Annotated in this window: 14 protein-coding genes; 7 read left to right on the forward strand and 7 right to left on the reverse strand. The window is 39.3% G+C overall.

The annotated features are described in order from the left end of the window. Positions 1-148: 148 nt before the first annotated feature. The 4 genes from CHB62_RS07855 to CHB62_RS07870 all read left to right on the forward strand — a co-directional run bounded on the left by CHB62_RS07855 (position 149) and on the right by CHB62_RS07870 (position 5,738). On the forward strand, positions 149-1,654 hold the full coding sequence (locus CHB62_RS07855) for a TolC family protein (protein ID WP_089366401.1): 1,506 nt from the start codon (positions 149-151) through the stop codon (positions 1,652-1,654). 118 nt (positions 1,655-1,772) lie between these two features. After that, positions 1,773-2,759, forward strand: coding sequence for an HlyD family secretion protein (locus CHB62_RS07860; RefSeq protein WP_089366402.1), 987 nt, complete (start codon positions 1,773-1,775; stop codon positions 2,757-2,759). 343 nt (positions 2,760-3,102) lie between these two features. Continuing rightward, entirely contained in the window at positions 3,103-4,284 is a 1,182-nt protein-coding gene (locus CHB62_RS07865) for an ABC transporter permease (RefSeq protein ID WP_089366403.1), read from the forward strand. 155 nt (positions 4,285-4,439) lie between these two features. Beyond that, a complete protein-coding gene (locus tag CHB62_RS07870; RefSeq protein WP_089366404.1) occupies positions 4,440-5,738 on the forward strand; it encodes an ABC transporter permease in 1,299 nt (432 codons plus the stop codon). A gap of 746 nt (positions 5,739-6,484) precedes the next feature. Here CHB62_RS07870 and CHB62_RS07875 read toward each other — a convergent pair. From CHB62_RS07875 to CHB62_RS07890, 4 genes are all read right to left on the reverse strand, one after another. Next, entirely contained in the window at positions 6,485-7,249 is a 765-nt protein-coding gene (locus CHB62_RS07875) for an SDR family oxidoreductase (protein WP_009011137.1), read from the reverse strand. Between the two features lie 115 nt (positions 7,250-7,364). Continuing rightward, on the reverse strand, positions 7,365-8,237 hold the full coding sequence (locus CHB62_RS07880; protein WP_371556940.1) for a DMT family transporter: 873 nt from the start codon (positions 8,235-8,237) through the stop codon (positions 7,365-7,367). After that, positions 8,227-9,150 carry a DMT family transporter gene (locus CHB62_RS07885; protein ID WP_089366406.1) on the reverse strand — a complete coding sequence of 308 codons (924 nt, stop codon included), beginning with the start codon at positions 9,148-9,150 and terminating at the stop codon, positions 8,227-8,229. The genes CHB62_RS07880 and CHB62_RS07885 overlap by 11 nt, the downstream gene beginning before the upstream one ends. Positions 9,151-9,468: 318 nt before the next feature. Continuing rightward, entirely contained in the window at positions 9,469-10,125 is a 657-nt protein-coding gene (locus CHB62_RS07890) for a hypothetical protein (RefSeq protein ID WP_089366407.1), read from the reverse strand. 633 nt (positions 10,126-10,758) lie between these two features. On the opposite strand from CHB62_RS07890, the gene CHB62_RS07895 reads away from it, so the two are divergent. From CHB62_RS07895 to CHB62_RS07905, 3 genes are all read left to right on the forward strand, one after another. Continuing rightward, positions 10,759-11,754 (forward strand): 2-hydroxyacid dehydrogenase, encoded by a 996-nt coding sequence (locus tag CHB62_RS07895; protein ID WP_167386053.1) that lies wholly within the window; start codon positions 10,759-10,761, stop codon positions 11,752-11,754. Positions 11,755-12,053: 299 nt separating this feature from the next. After that, positions 12,054-12,653 carry a porin family protein gene (locus CHB62_RS07900; protein WP_089366409.1) on the forward strand — a complete coding sequence of 200 codons (600 nt, stop codon included), beginning with the start codon at positions 12,054-12,056 and terminating at the stop codon, positions 12,651-12,653. Positions 12,654-13,063: 410 nt separating this feature from the next. After that, the gene (locus CHB62_RS07905; protein ID WP_089366410.1) at positions 13,064-14,419 is read left to right on the forward strand and encodes an MATE family efflux transporter; all 1,356 of its coding nucleotides are present in this window, start codon (positions 13,064-13,066) and stop codon (positions 14,417-14,419) included. A 526-nt stretch (positions 14,420-14,945) separates the two neighbouring features. Here CHB62_RS07905 and pncB read toward each other — a convergent pair. The 3 genes from pncB to CHB62_RS07925 form a co-directional block, all read right to left on the reverse strand. Further along, complete coding sequence (pncB, locus tag CHB62_RS07910; protein ID WP_089366411.1) at positions 14,946-16,151, reverse strand: nicotinate phosphoribosyltransferase; 1,206 nt, start codon at positions 16,149-16,151, stop codon at positions 14,946-14,948. Positions 16,152-16,827: 676 nt separating this feature from the next. Then, positions 16,828-17,616, reverse strand: a complete 789-nt coding sequence (gene ccsA / locus CHB62_RS07920; RefSeq protein ID WP_089366413.1) for a cytochrome c biogenesis protein CcsA — start codon at positions 17,614-17,616, stop codon at positions 16,828-16,830. Continuing rightward, positions 17,613-18,956, reverse strand: a complete 1,344-nt coding sequence (locus CHB62_RS07925; RefSeq protein WP_089366414.1) for a cytochrome c biogenesis ResB family protein — start codon at positions 18,954-18,956, stop codon at positions 17,613-17,615. Before CHB62_RS07925 ends, ccsA begins: the two co-directional genes overlap by 4 nt. Positions 18,957-19,145 lie beyond the last annotated feature (189 nt).

Below are 19,145 nucleotides of genomic sequence, written 5' to 3' on the forward strand. Positions count from 1 at the left end.
CAAAGATAATCAATTATTTCTAAAGTTGTTCTAAAACTCCCTAAAAATAGACATATTTTTGTATTTTAATGAATAACAGCAGCAATTCTCTTGCTTATCAATCTAAAAGCACTAATTTTGCAGATAGTACTTTCAGTGATATTTAATAATGATAAAGTTATTTACTATAGCAGTGCTATTGGGGTCATCTTTGTGTGTTCAAGCACAGGAGGTGTACTCGTTACAAAAGTGTAGAGAGTTGGCCTTGCAGAACAATCGGCAACTAAAAATCTCGAACATGACTGTAGATGTAGCAGAAAATACGCGTAAGGCGGCTAAGACTAAATATCTACCACGTGTAGATGCGCTCGCTGGTTATCAGCACTTTTCACGTGAGATTTCACTCCTTAGTGATGATCAGAAGAATACTCTGAGCAATCTTGGAACAAATACCTTTGGGCAGTTAGGTGGTCAGATAGGCCAAAACCTTTCCTCTTTGGCACAGCAAGGTGTTCTTAGTCCACAGGTGGCTCAGCAGCTTGGTCAGCTCTTAAGCAATGTTTCTACACCACTCACTCAAGCCGGTAATAACATCGGTCAAAGTATTAATGATGCGTTCCGTTCAAACACGAAGAACGTATATGCCGGTGGAATTGTAGTCAATCAACCTATTTATATGGGTGGGGCTATCAAGGCTGCGAACGATATGGCGGCTATTGGTGAGCAGGTTGCACAGAACAATATCAGCCTTAAACGACAGTTAGTACTCTATGGAGTCGACAATGCATATTGGCTTGCTATCTCTTTGAAGAAGAAGGAAGCGTTAGCTATTCGCTATCGTGACTTAGCACAAAAACTGAATGAAGATGTCAAGAAGATGATACGTGAGGGTGTTGCTACTCGAGCAGATGGATTGAAGGTTGAGGTAGCTGTTAACACAGCTGATATGCAAATCGCTCGCATACAAAGTGGTGTTTCATTGGCTAAGATGGCCTTATGCGAACTTTGTGGACTTGATTTGAATGGTGATATACAATTGTCTGATGAAAGAGATGCCGACCTCTCTCCTACTCCTTCAACCCAGTTTGATAATTACACTATCCCTGCTTCAGACAGTACAAGACTTAATGAGACTCGTCCAGAGCTACGCCTCTTGCAGAATGCGGTTGATATGAGCAAACAGAATACCAAACTTCTTCGTTCGCTTTATCTCCCTCATGTACTTCTCACAGCCGGTTATTCCGTATCAAATCCAAACCTTTTTAATGGCTTTCAGAAACGTTTCACGGATCTATGGAACATTGGTGTTACTGTTCAAGTACCAGTATGGACTTGGGGAGAAAACAAATATAAGATACGTGCAAGTAGGACTGCTACAAGTATAGCACAGTTAGAAATGGATGATGTACGTAAGAAGATTGACTTAGAGATAGAGCAGAACAGGCTCCGTCTTAAGGATGCTAATAAACAACTTGCGACGTCTCATAAGAACATGGCTGCCGCTGAAGAGAACCTTAGATGTGCAAATGTAGGCTTCAAGGAAGGCGTTATGACGGTAACAGAAGTTATGGCAGCGCAGACTGCATGGCAGACTTCACGTATGGCAATCATTGATGCTGAGATCAGTGTTAAACTGGCTCAAGCTGGTTTACAAAAAGCTCTTGGTGGCTTATAAAGTGTGTTTAAGCCATGAGACAGGTCTTTAAGAGATAGTTGAAAGGTCATAAACACATATATAAGAAGTTCAATTAAGTAGAATAAATACATAATATATAAAATCAAACCACAATAATATGTCAGCAAAATCACAACATAAGAACATACTTTTAGCCGTTCTGGGCTTTGTATCTGTGGTAGTCATCGTGGCTGTCATTGGTTATTTCACCATTGATCGTACAGAGGATACCATCCAAGGAGAGGTAGAAGTAAGCGAATACCGTGTTGCTTGTAAGTTCCCAGGACGTATCACAGACATCAAAGTAAAGGAAGGTGACGTCGTTCATAAAGGCGATGTCCTTGCGACATTGGCTATTCCAGAGGCAAGTACACAAGAGAAAGTGGCTGAAGCAGCGGCTGGTGCAACAGATGCATTGAGTGCTTTGGCAGAAGGTCCTACACGTCGTGAGACCGTTGAAAGTGCCTATCAGGTTTATCAGCAAGCTATAGCAGCAAACGGTATAGCCGAAAAGACTTACGGTCGTATGCAACGTCTATATGATGAAGGAGTAATGAGTGCGCAGAAACGAGACGAGGCTATGGCAGCATACGAAGCGACAAAGGCTGGTGTAGAGGTTGCTAAATCACAGTGGGAACTTGCTAAGAACGGTGCTCAACGTGAGACGAAAGAGGCTGCAAGAAAGCAGGCACAGGCTGCCCGCTCTGCTGTTGATGTTGTTCGATCAGTGTTGAAGGAGACTGTACAGCGTGCTACTGCTGATGGAGAAGTTGAGACAATCTATCCAAAGGTAGGCGAACTTGTCGGCTTAGGTAGTCCTATCATGAGTATATCAATGGTCGATGATATATGGGGAACATTCAATGTACGTGAGGATCAACTTAAGGATATGAAGGTTGGGACAGTTCTGAAAGCCTACGTTCCTGCGCTTGATAAGAATATAGAACTGCGTGTAACCTCCTTAAAAGATAAAGGGTCTTACGCCGTATGGAAGGCAACGAAGACTAATGGCCAATATGATTTAAAGACATTCCAAGTAAAGGCTAAACCAACAAAGAAGGTTGAAGGGTTAAAACCTGGTATGTCTTTGATATTAAAGAAGTAGGCTCGCTCTCTACGCTCTCGGGGGAGGTAAGCTACCTAAGGAGATAAGCTTAATGAAGGTTTCGTGCTTTCCTTAGATTTTCTTCTTTATAGGTTAGTCATCAGATAATGGCAATGACACCCCTCTCCCACCCTCTTCTATGCTATTTTTGACAATCATCACGCATTGAGTTGTTGACAAATAGCAATGGCGTTGAGGCTTGACACACATAATCAATACACTTACTTCGCCAAGTGACTATAACGGTTTATTATTGTAAAGACCATCTATCAAAGGCTATTAAAGCCATTCATCGCTTCTAACATACCTTTATAAAAGGAGTTACAAGAGTTTACTAATTATAATGAAGAAACTACGTATATATATAAGAAGACTTATCAATCTCTGGGCCCGTGAAGTTGATTTGATGATACACAACCCCATCTACATCTGCTGTATGGTGGTCTTCCCCCTTGTCGTCATCTTCTTCTTTACTTCTTTGATGAGTACAGGACAACCAGAGAAGCTTCCGTGTGGTGTAGTCGACCAAGACAACACTTCAGTGACACGTGCAATGATTCGTCAGTTGGATGGTCTTCAAGGAACTCAGGTAGCAGGACATTATAACAATGCAACCGAAGCGCGTAAGGCTATACAGCGTAATGAGATATATGGTTTCCTCTATATTCCAGAAGGAACAACGGCTAAGCTTGTTTCTCAACGCCAACCTGAAGTATCTTTCTATTATAGTAATGTGACACTCGTAGCGGGTGGTATGTTGTTTAAAGACCTAAAAACAGTTACTACTCTGACCTCAGCTGCTGTCGGCGCTGCGAAGTTACAGATGCTTGGAAAGACTCCTAACGAGATTAAAACAATCATACAACCGATAGGACTCGACGTACACATGATTGGTAATCCATGGATGAATTATAATGTTTACTTGAGTTGTATTATGATACCAGGTATATTAGTCCTGTTTATGTTGCTCATCACGGTCTATTCTATTGGTACTGAACTAAAGTTTGGACGGGCGAAAGAATGGATGTCTATGTCTGGTAACAATATTCTTATTGCACTTGCTGGTAAGCTATTACCACAGACACTTATCTTCTTAACCATCTTCTTAGGTTATGAATGGTATGTCTATGGATATCTGAATTTCCCTCATCCAGGCGGACTGAGCATGATTGTTTTCCTTGCCATCCTTACTGTCTTATCCTCTCAAGGGTTTGGTGTGTTTGTCTTCGGCTTAATGCCTTCCCTTCGAATGTCAATGAGTATCTGCTCTCTTTGGGCTGTTGTTGGCTTCTCTGCCTGTGGTGCTACCTTCCCACTGTTCGCTATGGACGGTATGATTGAGGCCTTAGCACAGATTATCCCACTGCGACATTACTACATGATATATCAGATTTGTATCTTCAATGGTTATCCTTTAATTAATGCGTGGGTGAATGTTGTGGCCTTGGTAGCCTTTGCATCCCTTCCTATTCTGGTCGTTAGGAATATTAAACGAGCGATGATAGAGTATGTGTATATACCATAAGACGGTATTTGTCTTACTAATCAATAGTCATCAGAGGCAAATTTATATGCCAAATATGGCAACAGACAAAGTGTGATTATGGTTCATTTCACTATTAATTATTCATCACTACGTAAATAACCTTTCGTAGATGCAGACTCAATAAATTGTCAATTATGTCAGAAACAAAGAATACTACAAAGCCAAATAATAAACGGAAAGCAAACTCAGGACCGCTGGGCTTCCTCTCTTCTCTTTGTTATATATGGTGGTTGGAGATGAAGAGTACGATTAAAGACGAAGGAGTTTTAATCTTCTTCCTACTTGTTCCTTTGGCCTACCCTCTGCTTTACTCATGGATATATAACAATGAAGTGGTGCGTGAAGTACCTGTTGCTATTGTTGACTTGTCTCATTCTGCATCTTCTCGTGAGTTTATTCAAGACTTTGATGCGTCTCCTGATGTGCGTGCTGCCTACTATTGTAATAACCTACAAGAGGCCGAAGCATTAGTAGGAAAGCAGGTTGTACATGGCATACTTTATTTCCCAAGTGATTTTGATCTCACTTTACATCGTGGCGAAAAGGCTCACGTAGGAGTCTACTGTGATATGAGTTTAATGCTTACCTATAAAGCTATCTATCAGACAGCACTGGCAGTATCAATGGAGATGGGTACTGACATGAAGAAGGGGCAGTCCATGTCTTTTACAGAAAGAGATGAAGAGGTAAGTACAGAACCTATGGTTGTAGACGCAGAACCCATTTTCAATACAACAGGGGGATATGGTAATGCAATCCTCCCAGGTGTGTTAATCCTCATTCTACAGCAGACCTTGCTTCTTGGTATTGGTCTTTCTGCTGGTACAGCACGTGAAAACAATCGGTTTCAAGACCTTGTCCCTATTGGTAAACACTATAACGGGATTATGAAGATAGTACTGGGTAAGTCCTCTTGCTATTTCATGATCTATTGTGTTATGGCTGCATACGTAACAATGGCAGTACCCCATTTCTTCAACTTTACAATGCTTGCGCGTCCTGCTGACTTGTTTTGGCTTCTTTTGCCATACCTGTTAGCAGTAATCTTCTTCGGTATGACCATCTCTTGTCTTGTACGTTATCGAGAGAATGTAATGCTTTTGGTGGTCTTTACATCAATTCCCTTTCTCTTTCTTACGGGTGCATCATGGCCACAAAGTAGTATTCCTGGCGCCTGGCAAGGTGTTAGTTGGCTGATTCCCTCTACCTTTGGTGTGCGAGGATATCTGCGTATTGCATCAATGGGGGCAACGATTGATGACGTATTACCAGAAGTTCGTGCGTTATGGATACAAGCAGCTGTTTACTTTGTAACCACTTGCTTTGTCTACAGGTTCCAGATTATCAATGCACGTAAGCATGCTATCTCACACTATCAGATGATTCAAGACAGAATAAAGACTGCACGTGAGAAGAGACCTACGGGTAAATAATCATGTTGGAGTAAAGACTTTCGGATGTAATACACTTTGTAGACGAGTCGTTAAGGTCCTTCCGATAGAGGACGTGATCAGTGAGGTTGCCCTTATAAAGTCATTCATAAAAGCAGATGGAATGCTAAACATGACGATACGAAACGTTAAGATTTTTCAACAACCATTCTCCTCTCTATTTGAAGAGAGGCCATTATAGAAGCAAGAAGAGGCCTAATTGCATTTGAGAACATGCCCTTCTTGCCTATAGAAGACGCCCTTCTTGAAGCAAGAAAGGCGTCTTCTTTGTTACTATTTGTAACCTTTTGATTTAATGAAAGTTATGAGCTAAGGATTAAGGGATAGTATATCTCTGAGATAAGGATGTTTAGCTTGATATGATGTAAAGATATTTTGCAGTGTTGCTAATGGATCTCATAAGTGGAAACATTCTTGGTATGTCTCTATTGAGATGGTGTCAGATTTAGTAGAAGATAACATCTCTCACTTTAAGCAACAAACTTTTATACACTTGTTGATGCTATAGAGAGTTATTAGGAATGTTTTAGATAAGAGTTTAAGTTTCTTCTGTACATGATTAAAACAATGAGAATACAGGTTTATACGTCTACTTTTATACATTTGCAATAGGCGTATAAACTTGCATCCTCATAATGATTGTATCTTTTTATCTCATCTTCGAGCAGATACAACATCTCTGTGTAGATACTATAAGTAAGCTAACAAGGAGCTAAAGATGAACGTGGTTACTTCTTAGTCTCTCTATGTAGCACACTTCCACTTGCCTGATGGGTTGCAAGGACAAGCACTTCAGCTATCTGAACATGAGCAGGTGCGGAAGCAGCATAGAATACTACGTCAGCAATGTCAGCCCCTGTAAGAGGTTTAACTCCTTCGTACACCTTGTCTGCTCGGGCGTCATCACCATGGAAACGCACGTTAGAGAAGTTAGTCTCAACCAATCCTGGTTTCACATTCGTTACTCGTACAGCGGTGTGTGCAAGGTCGATACGAAGTCCGTCGGTAATTGCTTTTACCGCAGCTTTCGTACCACAATAGACATTACCACCAGCATAAGCAGCATCACCAGCAACAGAACCGATGTTAATAATGTGTCCACTGTCACGAGCTACCATCCTTGGTACGACAAGACGGGTCATGGTTAGGAGTCCTTTAATATTCGTATCAATCATCATGTCCCAGTCTTCAAAGCTCCCTTCATACTCTGGTTCTAAGCCAAGTGCTAACCCCGCATTATTAATCAAGACATCAATCTGCTGCCATTCTAATGGTAAACTCTTAATAGCTGCAGTAGCCGCTTTACGATTACATACGTCGAAGGCAAGTGCGAGCACCCTTACTCCGATTGCTTCAAGCTCTTTCTTTAGGTCTGCAAGGAGCTGGGCTCTGCGCCCAGTAATGATGACATCGTATCCACCCTGTGCAAACTTACGTGCACAAGCTTTGCCAATTCCACTGGTTGCACCAGTGATTAATGCTATTTTCTTCATATTATGATTAAGTAATTATTCAAAGACTTTGTTCTTATGTCAGTGCATGATATTTCTAATCTGTGGTTGAGTTGACGAGATATAGTGTCTTCTTAATGAGCTGAAATCCCCTATCCTATTTATTCGAGACAGCTACACCTATTAGAATTAATGCGCTTCCCACATACGCTATGGCCGTCATTGGCTCATTAAGGAAGATAGCGCTGGCCGCTACTGTGGTGATAGGGTTAAGATAAAGATAGTTTGATGAGGTCATAGCACCAATCTTCGCAATGACTAATGTCCACAGTACAAAGCAGAGGAAAGAGGCTACAAGACCGAGGAACAATAGGTTTAGGATTACTTTCGGCGTAAGAAGCATAGAGGTAGTAGCCGTCCATGGATCAAAGAGAAAGGCTGGCAGTACTGTCACAAGCCCATAGAAGAATATCTTACGGGTGATGAATACTGCAGAATAACTATGTGAAATCTTTTTCATCAACAAGGAGTAAACTGCCCAACATAGCGATGCTAATAAGGTGAGGAGGTCGCCCCATGGATTTAGGTGAAGTACGAAACTACCATTGAAGATGACAGTTGCTACTCCTAATAACGCTATCAACGAACCAAGAATCAGCGACCAACTCGCTTTGATGCTCTTTACAAAGGTTATACCGAGTAGTACGGTAAGTAATGGAGCAGTACATACGATGAAACTAACGTTATTGACATAAGTTAGTCCCACGGCATAGTTTTCTGCAAGAAAGAATACTGAACCGCCCGTTATACCTAATAAGACCATGATTAACTCATCACGCCATGTGCGAGAGAAGAGCTGGCGCGGCGAGATAAACCATATACAGATATAGGCAATGACAAAGCGTAGGAAGAAGATTTCCAACGGTGTTAACCCACTGTTATAAAGTACTTTTGTGTTAACAAAGGTCGTGCCCCATACGGCAACGATGGCAATGGCAAGGAGATGCCAAAGGATGTTTTTATTCTTCATGATTGGCAAATTTTCGAAGAGGATTAGGTAAGGTTTTGCCCTTTGTGATAAGGAGTATTACGGAGGTTATGATGAGTACACTACCAATAACGACTGATGTCGTAAGTGGTTCGCCCATGAGTGCAATACCGATTGTCATTGCTGTCAATGGTTCAAAAGCACCTAAGATGGCCACACTGGCTGAGTCAATCAAGGTTAGAGAGCGTACTAAGGTAACATTACTGATGGTGGTCGGGATTAAACCCAATAGCATCAATGACAGGAAAGAGTCGGCAGTAGTGATTCGCTGTACGCCTCCTGTCGTAAATGTTGCATAAAGAATTAGTAGCAACATTGCCATAAAGAAGATATAGAAATTAACCTTCAAGGCTGGTAGTTTACTGATACGCATGTTAGGGAAAAGTACCATATAGATGGCATATAACAGTCCTGACGACATTGCAAGAGTGACGCCCCACATCGATTTAATACCATCTGTATGCCCTATCCCACCAAGAAAAGCTACACCAGCAATGGCAAGTAAAATAGCTAAAGATATGCGGATTGTGAGCTTCTCATTAAAGAAAAGGATGAGGAGTATCTCTGTCCACACAGGATAAGAGAATAACAACGTTGTTGCTACACCACCTGGCATATATTCGTAACTGCTGAAAAGGCATACTGCTGACACTGCATAAAGGATAGAAAGGAACGTAATACGGAGCCCATCTCCCCATCGTATGTGTAGATTCTGCCTACGCCATAAGAGGATAGCCATCATGAATAGACAACCGAAAGCAAATCGATAGATCAATACGGACGGCAGTAACATACCTGACTCCATTACCGGAATGGAGAAAAGCGGTATTGTACCGAATGTTATTGCAGACAGGCTGGCATAGCCATAACCCTTTATGGTGGATGAATTATTCACAGTTTCTATGTGTGTTGAATATCTTTAATATGAATGCAAATTTACATAATTTTCTGTAATAATGCTGTTGAAAATCAATAAAAAAACAAGTCTTGAGGTTAGTCTGACGCTTGTAGAATGGCTTATATATGTTTTTTCTATTTTTATACTTCTAATATAAGATTTTAGTATAGCTTTACTTGTTTGGAAACGCATGGGAGTGTATAGCTGACTCACAAGTAGATGACTGTCTTAAACTTTAGCGTAAGCTGCTTTAAGGACACTGAACTAATAATTAAACACATTGTTTAAAAGTTGGTATTCCCTGTTTTCTTTTTTTCACTCATCTAAGAAGCGAAAAATAGAAAAGATAGGTATGTACCTCAAACCCATTGATTCTGTAATTTTCAAAGGAATATACTTCAACATTGTTGCTTCTTTGATAACTATAAAAGTCTTCTGTTGAAGCATTCTGTTAACCCAAAAGTGCGACTCTACATCCCGTTTTTTAACATCCACATGATATAAAATCACATCCCCAGAGAAGTAATAACAAGCGATGAGCTGTTTATAATTTTTCTTCGAATAATACCAACAACCTGATGATGAAACGATGTTCCCATCGTAAGTATATTCAAATGGTGACAGTCCTAAATCATACTTATAAACACCTTTCTGAGCATCTAAAGCAAAATCTTCATTAATGTATTGTTTATAGTCTGCCGTGTCCTTGGGATTTATAAACCTCCGAATGCTGGCATTTTCCTCTACTTTTACATAGAAAGGGTATGTCTTGCCGTTCACTGTTATCGTACGTCCTAAATGACAATAAGTGTTCTTTTGTTGTGAGTGGTGGTCAGGTAACGCATAAAAACTTTGTACAATCCCGTCTTGAATATGCATAATTTTTGCCGTTAATTGCGCATTCAATATAGTTGCTTGTAGTGAAAAGACTATGCAGAGTATTCCTTTGAGATAATATTTAAGGGTCTTCATTTCTTTTATTCAGTTTATGTTTGGTTTTATTTCTATGCGGTTTAATCCTATCGTATTACTTCTTAACCATATAGAAAGATGATTAGTTTGATGATAAGCAGTTCACAAGGCAAAGATAAAGATTTCCAATTATAAAAAACAACTTTATCAGCTGATTTTTTACTCTTTAGGGGTAATAAGGCTTAGAATGATAAGAATGGAGCTACTAAACAAGCAACAATTATTCCTTCCGTCCTATGCTTGTATTCTTACCCTACTGTTCATATAAACATTTTACAATTAATTAGTTAAGAAAAGATGATAAATTAATGGATTAATATGAAAGTATTGTTTTATAGAAGATGCCTACTGCCACCATAGCTATTAAGTCATAATAGAAAAGCCAACCGTTAGAATCTCATCAACTCCTCGTCTATAATAATGTTGACCCTTCTCCTTAATCTATAAAAGGTAAATATTTGCAAGTATTACAAATTATGTGTACCTTTGCACTGGACTAAGTATTTAAGTTGAATAACTTAGATATAAGAGGTTACCTGAGGTAGTAAACGAATAAAGAAATCCCTTGACATTCAAAAAGAAAGGGATTGTTTATAGTACATATAATAATTAATTCAAATTAGGTAAATAGCAATGAGGATAGCATTTTTCGACGCAAAGTCGTATGACATTGAGTCTTTCAACGAGGTAAACAAGGATTATAATTTCGATATTCGCTATTATCAAGAGCGTCTTAGTATAAGTACAGTACCTTTGGCAAAGGGTGCTGACGTTGTATGTATCTTTGTTAATGCAGAGTGTGACGCACAAGTTATTGACGAGTTGGTGAACAATGGAGTCAAACTTGTTGCTCTTCGCTGTGCTGGTTTCAATAATGTTGACCTCAAGGCTGCCGAGGGTCGTATTAAAGTAACACACGTTCCTGCTTACTCTCCACATGCTGTTGCGGAGTATGCCGTAGCCTTGATGTTGAGTCTTAACCGTAAGATTTATCGTGCTGTGAACCGTACACGTGAAGGAAACTTCACCTTACACGGTCTGTTAGGCTTCGATATGTATGGTAAGACAGCTGGTGTTGTTGGTATGGGCCGTATTGCAAAGGAACTTATCAAGATTTTGCACGGCTTTGGAATGAATGTTATGGCATACGACCTTTACCCTGATCAGGAGTTTGCTAAGCAATATGACGTTAAGATTGTACAGCTTGATGAACTTTATGCCAACAGTGATATTATCTCTCTCCATTGTCCTTTGACACCTGACACTAAGTTCCTTATTAATAAGGAGAGCATTTCTAAGATGAAGAAGGGCGTGATGATTATCAATACTGGTCGTGGTCAGCTTATTCATACAGAGGACCTTATCGAAGGATTGCGTACTAAGCAAGTGGGTTCAGCAGGTCTTGACGTATACGAAGAAGAGAAGGAATACTTCTATGAGGACAAGAGCGACAAGATGATTGATGATGATGTCTTGGCTCGTTTGCTCATGGTTCCAAATGTAGTACTAACTTCTCATCAGGCTTTCTTTACCAAGGAAGCACTCTACAATATCGCTGTCTCAACCCTTAGCAGTGTGAAAGAACTCTCTGAGGATAAGGCATTAAGCTGCGAGGTGAAGAAGTATTAAGTCTTTGATAATCCTGAGAGATTATAAAGGACAGTATAAGCTTTATAATAAGGTGGATTGCAGAGAGATTTCTTCTCAATCCACCTTTTTCTATGTAATTTATTACTCGTTGAAAGATATAAGTACTATTTAACGCGAAAACCTTTGTGTTTACATCAGTTTCTTTTAACTTTGCGCCCGTAATAAACAAGAGTATACAATATAGAATTTCTCTTTTAAGGAATTAAAAAGCCTACGGAGAGAGGTGAAATAAAGGATAACTATAGAAAAGAATATACTTAACAAAAAAACAAAGAGTTATGAAAAAGATTTTAGTTGTAGCTGCACTGATGCTTTCATCAGTATCTACATTCGCACAGCATGCAGTTGGTTCTTTCAACCTCCAGCCAAAAGTTGGTGTTAGTATTGCTAATCTCACAGAATTAAAGGATACAGATCCTCGCGTAGGAGTTGTAGCTGGTGTTGAAGGTGAGTATCAGGCAAGTGATATCATCTCTGTAAGTGCAGGCGTACTCTACTCTATGCAGGGTTCTAAGTACGAGAAAGAATTAGGGAAACTGAAATCTAAATCAACTAATAAGCTTGATTACATTAACGTTCCAATTATGGCTAACGTTTACGTAACAAAAGGTTTAGCTGTGAAATTAGGTGTTCAGCCAGGTTTCATGGTAAGTGGTTCTGAAAATTCAAAGTTAAATATTCCCGTTGCTTCTATTGGTGGTACACATGATGTTAAGGCTAAATCAGTTGATTTCTCTATCCCTGTAGGCCTCTCTTATGAGTACAACAATTTCCAGCTTGATGCTCGTTACAACTGGGGTTTAACTAAGGCATTTGAGAACGGCAAGGCTAAGAACAGCGTATTCCAGATTACTTTAGGCTACAAGTTCGACTTGTAAATCATTGATACACATACTTTATTGTTAGGAGGGAGCCGTTTGGTTCCCTCTTTTTGTTTGTATTTTTTCTTCCTCTCTAAAGTTTACATAATCCTTAAAAACAGTTTATTACGAATTATTTTCATGAAGATAAATATTTCTTCTCACGTAAATAATCATTTCTCTTCATGATAATAAATTAGAATGATCTACGTATTAGTTAACATTCAGGGTGGTTCACTCATTAACATAGAGGTTATCATGGATCGGACAGACACGTTTTACTTATACAGGAAATAACGTTCTATTCTATTAACAATATCGTGTTATTATCATTAGAAGAGTAAGTAATTTAAGAAAAACGCATGAAAATACAGTTATTTTTCGTACCTTTGCAGCGCACTTAGGATAATATAATAGCAATAAATAGTATGTCATATCAATTTTCAAAGTACGAAACACACTATCGAAACCTTACTTATTTAGGTGTTCCAATCATCATTGGTCAATTAGGAAACCTTATTCTTAATTTTGCTGATACGCTAATGATTGGACATCATAGCACAAAAGAACTGGCTGCAGCGGCATTTGTCAATAATATGTTTACGCTGGTCATTATCTTTGCTGTGGGTTTCACATACGCTATTACTGCTCTCGTCGGTACGTTATATGGTCAAGAGAAGACGCATCGTATTGGGGAACTCATGAAAAGTGCAGTAGCCGCAAACACTTGTATGGCTGTGTTTTTATCGGCTATTATGTGGGTATTGTATATTAATCTTGGTAATTTAGGACAGCCAGAGGAGCTGTTGCCCCTTATGCGCTCTTACTTTGTCATTCAGCTTGTGTCCCTTCCTTTTGTCTGTTGGTTTAATACCTTCCGACAATTCACAGATGGTATTACCGATACGCGAGTAGCTATGTGGATTTTAATTGGAGGGAATATCATGAATGTGTTTGGTAATTGGGTTCTTATCTATGGCTATCTGGGGATGGAAGAGATGGGCTTGATTGGAGCAGGACTTTCTACTATGATTTCTCGTATCGTAATGGCTATTGTCATGGTTAGCATCTTCTTCTTTAGCAAGCGATATAAGGAATATAGAAAAGGATGGCGTCAAGGGAGTATCAATCGCACTGATTTCAAGCAAGTTACCGTACTTGGTTTACCACTTGCACTACAAATGGGTATGGAGACAGCCGCTTTCAGCTTGTCAAGTCTGATGGTTGGTTGGTTTGGAACAACTGCCTTAGCAGCACATCAGGTTATGCTTACAATCTCGCAATTGGGTTATATGATTTATTATGGTCTTGCTGCAGCTGTAGCAGTACGTATCAGTAACTTCATGGGACAGCGAGATTATACGGCTGTGAAACGTACGGCAACAGCTGGCATACACCTTGTCTTCTTCTTGGCCATGCTGACTTCAATTCCAGTCTTTATCTTCCGTCATAGTATCGGAGGACTATTTACTGACAGTTCTGAGGTAGTATCGATGGTTTCTATGACTATTATACCATTTATGATCTATCAGTTTGGAGACGGAATGCAGTGTAACTATGCTAATGCCATGCGTGGTATTGCCGTTGTGAAACCATTGATATGGATAGCCTTCGTTGCCTTCTTTATCGTTTCATTGCCATTGGGTTATCTCTTTGGAGTGGTTATGAACTATCAGCTCATTGGTATCTGGTATGCTTTTCCATTTGGTTTAACAACAGCCGGATTACTCTATTATGTCTATTATCAAAAGGGATTGAAACGTATTGAGGAGTCTGCTAAATAAGCCGTAGGGGCATAATACTTCTTTGAGAGTTAAACGTCTTTGTGGCTTACACCTCCTATAAGTATTAAAAAATAGCTCCCCCTATTGCTTGTATGGGCAGTAGGGGGAGTTTGTATTTGTACGCTAATTCAACTAAACCCAATGAATCATGTTGGATTAAAGGGATAGGAAGCGTGTCTTACATTTAAGACAATGAATCTTCTCATCATATTAATGCTGATAGATTAGGATTACTTTGTTCTCTTCTAACGTTCAATTGATATGTTTACGTCGAGAGCTTGTAAGGTGCTATGCTATCAATATGCATGTTGCATAACGTTAGCACCATAGATTTCTGCCTATAAAATGATGCGTGATGAAACATAATACCAAAGGAGAATATTAGGAGAAAGGTCTATCACTGTCTGTGAGTGTTATGCCGTGAGAAGCTGATAACTAACTTACTTGGGTATGTTCTATAGTACAATTCTATACTAAAATAGTTGACAAAGTTATTGTCAACTATTTTAGTAAAGCTTAAACCACCTTATTCTTTATAATGAATGGCCTCCATAAAGCGCTGTATAACCTCTGGTTTGCCAGTATGCTTTCCTTTATCTTCAGATATTTTACAAGTGTCATTATAGAATGGCCACCGCTCAGTTATCTTAACTGCAACAAGTTTGATAACGATGTTCATTGGTTTTACATGTGGGAAATCGTTAGTGAAATGAGTACCAATACCAAACGATGGTTTCACCCGATTCTCTGCGTAATGTTGTATCTCAATTGCTTTGTCTGTATCCAATGCGTTTGAGAATAACACCTGTTTGTCACGTGCATCGATGCCAAAAGACTTATATTTCGCTATGATTTTCTCTAATTGTTCGAAGTTGTCACCAGAGTCTATGCGTAGTCCCTTGAATTGATTAGCAAAGTCTTCTGAGAAATTGTAAGAGAAGATGTCCCAGCCAAAGGAGTCATACAAATAGGTTCCTAACGCTCCACGATAAGTCCGACGCCAGGCCTCCATTGCCATGTAATTGGCCATTTGAGGACCAAACATACCACCGATAGCACAGATAAACTCGTGTGCCATTGTTCCAACTGGTGTCAGATCGTATTTCATTGCAAGGTGAATATTACTTGTACCGACAAATCGTCCCTTCCACTCTTTACTATCATAACAATCCTTCATAGCTCTCACTGCAGTTTCTTCTGCTACCAAACTGGCACGGCGGCGAGTACCAAAGTCTGAAAAGACACAGCCTGCTTTAAGTAAACGCTCGGTCTTATGGTAAGTGTTGTCATAAAGTTCTTGATAATCAAACTCCTGTGCCTGCTTGTTAAACATGTAGAATAACTCAGAGATGATAGCAAGTATCTTCACCTCTAACAAAATAGTGTCGGCCCATAAACCTTCTATTTCAATATGAAGATGACCTTCTTCATTTTGCCAAACCTTGACCCAATCACGTGAAAAGCGGAAGCCACGTAGATAGGTTAGAAACCATTCGGGAAGATAATTACACTTCTTTCTTAGGAAGTTTATCTCTTCATCGGTTATAATGACAGTTTCCAGTAATTCTATCTGGTGCTCCACTTCCTGTGCGAAGCCTTTGGGATATACCGTATCATCACGATCTACGAACTGATAACATACGTGTGCACGTGGGTAATTGTCAATGACTGCACAACACATTGTTAACTTGTACAGGTCATCATCAGTGAAGTGATTAATGATTTGTCTCATCTTTATTTAGCTTTTTCAGCTGCCAAAAGTATAAAAAAGATATGGAAGAACAAAGCTTTTTGATAAAAATATAGTTTCATATAGGTGTTGATAGGATATAAAGAGAATAAATACTTGCTATAACATGAGAAAGTTTCATAACTCATTACTCTCTTTACATGATATAAAGAGGTTAAATATATGGTATAACATGATCTTCTTCTTTTCATTTACGCACTTCTTTCATTTTTTGCAACCCTACTTTCTTTTTTATTTCAATAATGTGATAGAGCAAGGAGTTGACAATGTAGATAGAAAGAATGTTCTGATTGTAAGAATGCTATTCGGAGAGAGAGGTGTGGTGCTTGAGGGTTGATAGTATGTTTGTTTACCTCGGCTGTATCATTAATTCCTTATAGGCAGAAGAAAAGACAAAATAATTTTGCTGTCATATCTGTCATACTTTACGAATGAGTAAATGATTTATATTCAGACAGTTAATTGTAAATGTTAAAATAACAGCAACTCAACTTAAAACTTTATCTGTGTTTTTTGTTAATGTTTTTCTTATTATTTTCAAACAAATCTTATCTCTTCAACAATCGTATAAGACGAAAAAACTGTATCAAAAGTTATGTTGCAACTCTTGATACAGCGTTATTTTTTTAAGTCTAAATGAATGGTAATAAACCTAACTCTAACTTAGATTATATGTATGGACACTGACACCTTGCGCAGAAGGAAGATAATTAATTCCCCACCAGCACATCTGTAGTAGACAGAAAGCTATGATAAGTATCCATAAAGCTGGACGAACAGTGCGAGAATGGTATTGGCGGTAGTGTACATAGACCAAATAAGCAAGCCAAGTGATGGCAGCCCATGTCTCTTTGGGGTCCCATGACCAATAATGTCCCCATGCCTCCTTGGCCCACAAAGCTCCCATCAGCATGCCAAGTGTCATAAATGATAGTCCAACGTAGGCGAGGTTATCGGTTATCTCCATCTCTTTGTCTATGTCTGAACCTTTCTTAAAGAATAATAGATAGACCGACATGACAACTGCTGCACCCAAGAGAGCGTATGCCATCATGTAGACTATGACATGAGGGGCAAACCATGGACTCTGTAAAGCAGGCATGAGCGTCTTGGAATGAATCTCTGGTTTGAAGAGGTTGACACATACAAAAACTGTGGCAAGCAGTGTTGAGAAACTCAATATCCACTTATACTGCCAGCGACTAAAGACTATTACACCTGCTAACGGTAGGAAGAAACTATACCATAAGCGTGTTTCTCCCATCGTACGGAGCGGTGGACGCTCCAGTGTTATCCACATAATAAGAATATAGGAGAAGAAAACTGCAAGGCCGAGTCCTGTTGTAACAAATGCTAAGGTTCTTCGGTTACGCCATGCACCCCATGCGCCTATAGTCCACAGAATGACTGATACGACTGCAAATATGATAAAATAATTCCAAATCATAGCTTAACCTCCTTCTTACGACTTGCTGTTAAAAACATTCCTACAGCACCAAATAATAACATGAATATACCGACATAAACAACTGGCATCCAAGGATCTGTTACTAATTCAAAGATACTTAGATTACTCCATTTGCCCATCTGCTCATTATAACTAAGTTGATAGATTTTCCATCCATTAATGGTAAATGGCTTGTTTACTTCTATCTCGGTATGAATATTCTTCCCATCTTGTGTATAGATATCTACAAGAGAGGCGAAACGACGTGGCTCACGATTGGGCATAACTAAACTTCTACCATCGTTAAGCTTCAAAGACTGATAAGGGAAAAGATAACTACCACAAGTAAGCCAACCTGTTATAGTATGTTGGTAACGTTTATGAAAACCAAAACCTAAGATACTGCTTTCATTAGTGTTTACACCTGTTGTTACCTTTACTAATACCGCACAAGCATTACCTGTTGCATCTGAAGCTATATAGCCATCCTTATTATGTGCCTGTCCTAAAGAGTCCATACGAATATAGCTCATCATACCACCAGGTATCTTACCTACCATCTTACTAAGCATAACTGGCATGGCATTATCAATGCGCTTAAGAATCTCAATCTTACAATCTAATAGTTGACCAGACTTTACATTCTTATCTAAAAGAATATTCTCAGGCTTTCCCTTAGGGAGTGGAAGTCCCATTTTGTCAATAAGCATGAGCTTAGGTGGATACTCATCAATGGTAAATTTCTCAAGTTGAATTGCCACAGGGAGGTGATGAACGGCACTAAAAGTATCAAGCCCACGCCACTCTACCTGACCTTTCTCACAAAACATCTTTACTCGAAGCATATCTGCACTACCGAGTGTACCACATGTTAGAACAAGGAAAAGTCCGATATGGCTCGTTAATGTTGGCAGTCGGCGCCAAGAGAAATGTGCGATTTGATTCAAAGTAACCTCGCCTACAATAGCTGTCATCCAAACATAAACAAGAACAAAGGGCCAGAAATTAAGCATCTTTGTTAGTCCAAGTGGGTCAATAGGGGCTTTTCCCTCTGCCACTTGTTTAGTAAGTCCCATAATAAGAGTGAGTATTGCTGCTGCAGCAATAGCAGGAATCGCAGCCTGCATGGTTGACATGAAACGACAGAAATAAGACCGCTTACGAAGTGCATAGACTATGATAAGTGCCAGTACGAGTAAGAATAATGTAATAATGTTGGCTGGCCAAGCAAAGATACCCCACTCTAAGGGACCAATTGTTACCTGTAATAATCCACCTGTAACCAATAAACCAACGACTATTGCTGTACCTTCTCTAAGTGTATAAGGTTTATTCCACATAGTAAAAGAGGCTCTCCCCCACTATTAATAAGGTCTTAAAAGAACTTTATTTTATGTTTGTGAAGTGCGAGCACATAAATGATTTCGTTATGATATATAAAATATTAGAATATAAGAATACTCATTCTAATGGAGTATTTCTATTTTACTAAACAAGATTCCTCCCCCAATAGGAAGGAATCTTGACTG

This window comes from Prevotella jejuni (assembly GCF_900187995.1).
GTDB classification, from domain to species: Bacteria; Bacteroidota; Bacteroidia; order Bacteroidales; family Bacteroidaceae; genus Prevotella; species Prevotella jejuni.

Excerpts from the sequence above, each read along its gene's own strand:
- CHB62_RS07855 (WP_089366401.1), top strand. The coding sequence starts at position 149 with ATGATAAAGTTATTTACTATAGCAGTGCTATTGGGGTCATCTTTGTGT.
- CHB62_RS07860 (WP_089366402.1), top strand. The coding sequence starts at position 1,773 with ATGTCAGCAAAATCACAACATAAGAACATACTTTTAGCCGTTCTGGGC.
- CHB62_RS07865 (WP_089366403.1), top strand. The coding sequence starts at position 3,103 with ATGAAGAAACTACGTATATATATAAGAAGACTTATCAATCTCTGGGCC.
- CHB62_RS07870 (WP_089366404.1), top strand. The coding sequence starts at position 4,440 with ATGTCAGAAACAAAGAATACTACAAAGCCAAATAATAAACGGAAAGCA.
- CHB62_RS07875 (WP_009011137.1), bottom strand. The coding sequence starts at position 7,249 with ATGAAGAAAATAGCATTAATCACTGGTGCAACCAGTGGAATTGGCAAA.
- CHB62_RS07880 (WP_371556940.1), bottom strand. The coding sequence starts at position 8,237 with ATGAAGAATAAAAACATCCTTTGGCATCTCCTTGCCATTGCCATCGTT.
- CHB62_RS07890 (WP_089366407.1), bottom strand. The coding sequence starts at position 10,125 with ATGAAGACCCTTAAATATTATCTCAAAGGAATACTCTGCATAGTCTTT.
- CHB62_RS07895 (WP_167386053.1), top strand. The coding sequence starts at position 10,759 with ATGAGGATAGCATTTTTCGACGCAAAGTCGTATGACATTGAGTCTTTC.
- CHB62_RS07900 (WP_089366409.1), top strand. The coding sequence starts at position 12,054 with ATGAAAAAGATTTTAGTTGTAGCTGCACTGATGCTTTCATCAGTATCT.
- CHB62_RS07905 (WP_089366410.1), top strand. The coding sequence starts at position 13,064 with ATGTCATATCAATTTTCAAAGTACGAAACACACTATCGAAACCTTACT.
- pncB (WP_089366411.1), bottom strand. The coding sequence starts at position 16,151 with ATGAGACAAATCATTAATCACTTCACTGATGATGACCTGTACAAGTTA.
- ccsA (WP_089366413.1), bottom strand. The coding sequence starts at position 17,616 with ATGATTTGGAATTATTTTATCATATTTGCAGTCGTATCAGTCATTCTG.
- CHB62_RS07925 (WP_089366414.1), bottom strand. The coding sequence starts at position 18,956 with ATGTGGAATAAACCTTATACACTTAGAGAAGGTACAGCAATAGTCGTT.